Annotated in this window: 6 protein-coding genes; 1 reads left to right on the top strand and 5 read right to left on the bottom strand. The window is 53.4% G+C overall.

Annotation, left to right across the window (positions count from 1 at the left end; genetic code table 11):
• The 4 genes from Q7T06_RS03180 to Q7T06_RS03165 form a co-directional block, all read right to left on the bottom strand.
• The coding region (locus Q7T06_RS03180) for a metallophosphoesterase (RefSeq protein ID WP_370652334.1) at positions 1-923 on the bottom strand (923 nt) is incomplete at its 3' end.
• 160 nt (positions 924-1,083) lie between these two features.
• Positions 1,084-1,596 carry a DUF1993 family protein gene (locus Q7T06_RS03175; protein ID WP_304780030.1) on the bottom strand — a complete coding sequence of 171 codons (513 nt, stop codon included), beginning with the start codon at positions 1,594-1,596 and terminating at the stop codon, positions 1,084-1,086.
• Positions 1,597-1,678: 82 nt separating this feature from the next.
• A complete protein-coding gene (locus Q7T06_RS03170; RefSeq protein WP_304780027.1) occupies positions 1,679-2,314 on the bottom strand; it encodes a tRNA-uridine aminocarboxypropyltransferase in 636 nt (211 codons plus the stop codon).
• An 11-nt stretch (positions 2,315-2,325) separates the two neighbouring features.
• On the bottom strand, positions 2,326-3,249 hold the full coding sequence (locus tag Q7T06_RS03165; protein WP_304780025.1) for a LysR family transcriptional regulator: 924 nt from the start codon (positions 3,247-3,249) through the stop codon (positions 2,326-2,328).
• Positions 3,250-3,448: 199 nt separating this feature from the next.
• Here Q7T06_RS03165 and Q7T06_RS03160 point away from each other — a divergent pair, with 199 nt between their 5' ends.
• A complete protein-coding gene (locus Q7T06_RS03160) occupies positions 3,449-4,204 on the top strand; it encodes a 3-oxoacyl-ACP reductase family protein (RefSeq protein WP_304780021.1) in 756 nt (251 codons plus the stop codon).
• A 105-nt stretch (positions 4,205-4,309) separates the two neighbouring features.
• Here the strand turns inward: Q7T06_RS03160 and Q7T06_RS03155 are convergent.
• A partial coding sequence (locus Q7T06_RS03155; protein ID WP_304780018.1) for a TonB-dependent siderophore receptor occupies positions 4,310-5,625 on the bottom strand: 1,316 nt, incomplete at its 5' end.

The raw sequence follows: 5,625 nt of genomic DNA, 5'->3' as shown, positions 1-5,625 counted from the left end.
TTCTTGCGACCGTAATTGCATACATACGAGCGGTGTGTGTGGCCGGATATGACGACGTCGATTGCAGGATCGAGCTGGTCGAGTATGGGCACGATATCGCCAGTCAGGTTGGGGCAGGATGGATCGTTGTCACTGCCTGTCGTCATGCCGCCTTCATGGATGATCACGACGATGGCATCGGCTCCCTGCGCCTGCAGTTGCGGGATCAAGGCATTCGCCGTGCGCGCCTCATCCTTGAAGCGCAAGCCGGCGACGCCACCCGGCGCAACAATGTGCGGCGTATTTTTCAAAGTCAGGCCGATGAAGCCGACCTTGACTTGCTGCGCCCCGGTGCCGAAAGACTTGATACCGCTGGCTGGAAACAGTGTGCTGCCATCGGCCTTGACTGTATTCGCTGCCAGAAATCCGAAATTGGCGCCGGCGAATGTGCCGTTGAGCGCGCATGGCTGGCGCTGCGTATGCTGGGCGCAGCCGCCATTTTTCATGCGCAAGAGTTCGGCTGCGCCTTTGTCGAATTCATGGTTGCCGACCGCATTGAAATCGATGCCGAATGCATTGACTGCTTCTATCGTCGGCTCGTCGAGGAACAGGGCCGAGACCAGTGGCGAGGCGCCTATCATGTCGCCGGCGGAAACGACTGCGTGGTGCGGATTGGCCTGCTTCAGACTCTTGATTGCGCTCGCCATGTAGGCCGCGCCACCGGCCGGTACGCTGGTGATGCTGCCATTGGCGGCGGCTGCAGCAACTGATAATCGTGGAACTTCGAGATGGCCGTGCAAATCATTGAAGGCAATGATCTTGACATCGATATGGGCGCTGGCTGGCTCGGCCGGCCTGGCAGCAGAGGCCTTTGTTTGAGCGGACTGGGGGCCGTTGCAGCCGGCCAGAAAAATGGCCGCCGACAGTGTCAGCACTATCTTCATGTCGATGTATCGCATGGCTCGCCCAGCTAAGTATCGTACATACACTACGCTAAAAAAGACCCTCATTCCTGCCTGGGCGGGAATGAGGGCAGGACCTTATTACTGCGAACTATTTAGTGCAGAACCATGTAGTGCAGAACCATGTAGTGCAGAACTACACTCAATACGCACCCATGTAATCGCGCTTGCCTATTTCTATGCCGTTATGGCGCAGGATCGCATAAGTGGTCGTGACATGGAAAAAGAATTGCGGCAAGCCGTAGCTCAGCAGGTAAGCCTGACCGGTAAATTTCTTTTCTTTCGGCGTGCCGGGACGCGTGACGATTTCGCGTGCTTCCTGGCCATCGATTTGTGCCGGTTTGATGCTGTCCATGAAGGCGATCGTGTCAGCAAGCATGGCTTGCAGATCTGCAAAAGTCGTCGCCAGGCTGTCGTCGACCTTGGGCACGTCCACGCCGGCCAGGCGTGCCGAGACGCCGCGCGCAAAATCGCCGGCTATCTGCACCTGGCGCAGCAGCGGGAACATGTCGGGGTACAGACGTGCCTGCAGGTAGGCGTTCGGGTCTATGTTTTTCGCCGCGGCATACGCTTGCGTTTTTTGTAGCAGGTCGCTGACGCTCCCCAGCATTTGCTTGAAAACGGGGACGGAGGCGGCGTAGAGAGTAATGGTCATGTGACTTCCTGATGTGAGTGTGGGGTGATTATAGGCAGGAATGCAAACACGCGTAGTCGCCGGGTTTGAACGGGCGCTCAGCTCACTTCATATTTGCATACGCCTGTTGCTGCGCTACAAAGCCATCGAAGGCGGCCAGTAGCGGCTGATATTTTTCAGCGTTTTTTTCCAGTTGCATCAAGGCGTAACAGCTGGCCTCGAAGGTGGAGAGTTGATCCGGCTTGTGCGCCTTGCGTATCCGGTAATGCGAAGCAGGCAGATCACTTAAAGGAAGGCGTGGTAACTGTTGCAGTAAACGGTTGAGGTAAAGCATTTTTCGGCTCTTGCGCCAGGTACCGTCGAGAACGATCAAACGATACTGAATGGTTGCGTCGCTTGACGGCGGGATAAATGCTGGTGATTTTTCGATGCGTCCATCTTCAGATGTATCTGGATAGAGAAGTATCGGCTGGATTACTTTTCCCCCGTCGCTTTTGTCGAAGGGTGCATACAGCAGGGCGTGCAGCTCTTCTTCAGAAAACGTCTCTCCTGTGACCAGTCGACTGCGTGGCAAACTCAAATGCAACAGGCGGGCGCTGCCTTTGGGATTGCGTATCTCGAGCGGATGCTGCAAAAAAAGAACTTCAACGGCATGTTCTGTAGTCGTAATCCAGTGACAAATACACGTGTTCTGCGGTCGCAGGCATTGATCACAGATGGCTCGTTTGGTAGACGTCATAGTGCTGGTATTCAGAATGCCGAGAAGCGCTGGGCCAGTTTTTCTTTGCGGAAATGCTCGACAATGAAATCGACGAAGACACGCGTTTTGGCAGGTAATAGTTTTTGGGCGGTGAAGTAGAGCGATAACGTGCCTATATCCACGTACCAATCCGGCATGACGCGTATCAGCTTTTTGTTTTCCAGATAATGCAGTGCGTTCGGCATTGAAATCAGCGCGATGCCCAGTCCGAGTTGCGCTGCTTCACACGCCGCATCCGGATCGCTCATCGTCATGCGGGTATGCAGCGTAATCGGCATCTGTTCATTCGCATGATTGCGTAAATGCCACGGACGGATACGTCCGGTTTGAGGCGAGCGTATCCGAATGCCATCGTGCTGCGACAAATCGTCCGGCACTTGGGGCACAGGCTTATCTGCAAAATAATTTGGTGCTGCGACAAGAACCCCATGCGCAGGTGCCAGCGAGCGCGCAACCACGCCAGGCAGCAAATCGAAGCCGCCACCGATAGCCGCATCGAATCCTTCTGCCACCATATCGACGCGTCGATTATCAAAATGCCAGTCCGGCACTATGGCAGGGTAGCTTTGCAGGAAATCAGGCAACAAGGGAACGATGTAGGTGCGGCCGAATCCTGTACCCATGCTGATCTTCAAGGTGCCCGCCGGTTGGCCGTCTGCGCTGGCCAGATTGGCGACCGCGGACTGAATAGTGGCGAGGCTGCCGCTGACTTCTGCCAGAAAGAGTTCGCCGGCTTCGGTCAATTTCAGGCTGCGGGTGCTGCGCTGGAACAGGCGTACGCCTAGATTAGACTCCAGTTTTGCCACATTTTTACCCACCGCAGCGGACGTCAGGCTGAGGCGCCGTGCGGCTTCCGAGAAGCTCCCTGCCTCGGCGCTGCGGACAAAACATTCTATGCTGCTCATTGATTCCATGGCGATCTTGCGTATCCGATTGAACATCGATTTGAAACTTTTAGTTTCAACAGAATATAAGAATTGCTATCTAGTCACAACATAATTCATGTTCGATACTGACTCCGTCGTCACGCAATTCAACGCAGTCCAGCTTGACGAAATTTGTTAAGAAGTTCTGCTGCGTAATGCAGCTAAATTAACCATACGGAGAATAATCATGTCGAACACAACACAACAAACATTGGCAGGCAAAGTCGCTTTCGTTCAAGGCGGTTCACGCGGTATTGGAGCAGCAATTGCCAAACGTCTGGCACGCGACGGCGCGGCAGTTGCCTTCACTTATGTCAGCTCACCGGAGAAGGCAAATGAAGTTGTCTATGCCATTCAGCAAAGCGGTGGACGTGCATTGGCAATCAAGGCGGACAGCAGCGATGCCGTAGCAGTAAAACAATCGATAGACCAGGCTGCAGCAAGCTTCGGCCGTATCGACATTCTGGTGAACAATGCTGGCGTATTGGCTTTAGGTCCGATTGAAGATTTCAAACTGGAAGATTTCGATCGCACCGTTGCAGTGAATGTGCGTAGCGTGTTTATTGCGACACAAGAAGCGCAACGCCATATGGGTAACGGCGGTCGCATCATCACGATCGGTAGCACCAACGCTGACCGCATGCCGTTCCAAGGCGGCGCAGCATATGCAATGAGCAAATCGGCGATCGTCGGTTTGACCAAAGGTCTGGCGCGTGATCTGGGCCCACGCGGTATCACAGTGAACAACGTACAGCCAGGTCCAGTCGATACCGATATGAATCCTGCTGACAGCGATTTTGCAGATAGCTTGAAAGATTTGATGGCAGTCGGACGCTATGGCAAAGCAGAAGAAATTGCCAGTTTCGTTTCTTATCTTGCCGGTCCTGAAGCTGCTTATATCACTGGCGCCAGTCTGACGATCGACGGTGGTTTCTCAGCTTAAAAGCCTGACACAATTAAAGCAAAATGGGCCTGCATAGCAGGCCCATTGCGTTGGCGTTAATTTGCGAATCAAAACCGCATGAAATCGTCAGTGGTTTGATAAGTTTTAGAAGAAAAATGTCGCATTCAGCAAGACTTGTCGAGGGTCGCCCAGTGCAACAACGTTATTGCTCAAGGCGCCGGGATAATATTTTTTGTCGAACAGGTTTTTGACATTCAAAGCCAGTTTGTATCCGTTGCCTGCATAGTTGAGTGCAGCATCTGCCAGCGTGTAACCCGGGATTGTGTAGCTGTAAGAATAGCCGCGCATTGCGCCGGAATAGCGGACGCCGGCGCCCACGCTGACACCATGCAATGCAGCCTGACGGAATGTATAGGTTCCCCACAAGGTTGCCGCATGACGCGGCACATTATTCAGCGGCTTACCTACATTGGCGGCTACGTTATCCTTGGTGACCTCGCTGTCGGTGTAGGTGTACCCGCCGAGCAAATTCCAGCCGTTACGCAGATCCATAGCCACTTCTGCTTCCACACCTTTGCTGTGCTGTTCTCCAATTTGTATGTAGTAGCCGGTGTTGGCAGGATCGGATGCCGATACGTTTTGACGTTTCAAATCATAGAGCGCAAGACCTGAAGTAATACGTCCATCATTCGATTCAAACTTCAAGCCGATTTCACTTTGTTTACCGGTCTCCGGGTCGAGTTGCGCGCCGCTGCTTCTTGTGCCGGTGATCGGCAGAAATGAATCTGCGTGGCTGATGTATGACATCACATTCGGAGAAATTTTAAACATCAAGGCACTGCTGGAAGTAGTAGCCAGCGTGTTTTGCGTTTGCGTCGTGCTGGTATTGTTGTTGCGTGTTTCCAGCTTGCCATCCTCGCGTCTAACCCCGAGCAAGACACTCAAGCGATCATTGAACTCTATGCGGTCACGCAGGTAGAGTGCGGTTGATGAAAATGTGGTGGTATTGTCGTTCGTCCAGTTCGCAGGGCAGGTGATGGCCGTACCATAGACGGGTTGATAGAGATTGAGTGCTGCAAGCGTACACGTGCTGGACTTGAAACGATCCCTGTCCTGGGCCAGGTCGAGGCCGCCCAGGAGGCTGTGTTTCATCCCCAGTAAATCGAATTTTCTTTCAATATTCGTATCGAGTCCGATGACGCGACTGTTGGAATCCTGCAAGGTACCTGAACGATTCTGCATGGTTTGGTTGGCTTGCAGGGTGCCGTTGAATACTGCGCGGCCTTGCATCGATTGTTCCTGCCAGCGGAAATTCTGCCGTAATTTCAAGTCAGGCGTGAAGCGGTGTTCCAGTGCGTAACCGACGCGATATTGTTCTGATGTATAAGGACCAAATGCGCGTTCTCCGATAAAGCGATTCCACGGGATTTCGCCATTAACGTTGGGCAGGATGGTGCCGT

The sequence above is a fragment of the Herminiimonas sp. genome (assembly GCF_030645555.1).
In the GTDB taxonomy this organism is placed as follows: domain Bacteria; phylum Pseudomonadota; class Gammaproteobacteria; order Burkholderiales; family Burkholderiaceae_D; genus Oxalicibacterium.
The sequence above is the reverse complement of the archived record's forward strand: the minus strand, read 5'-3'. Positions and strand labels throughout refer to the sequence as shown.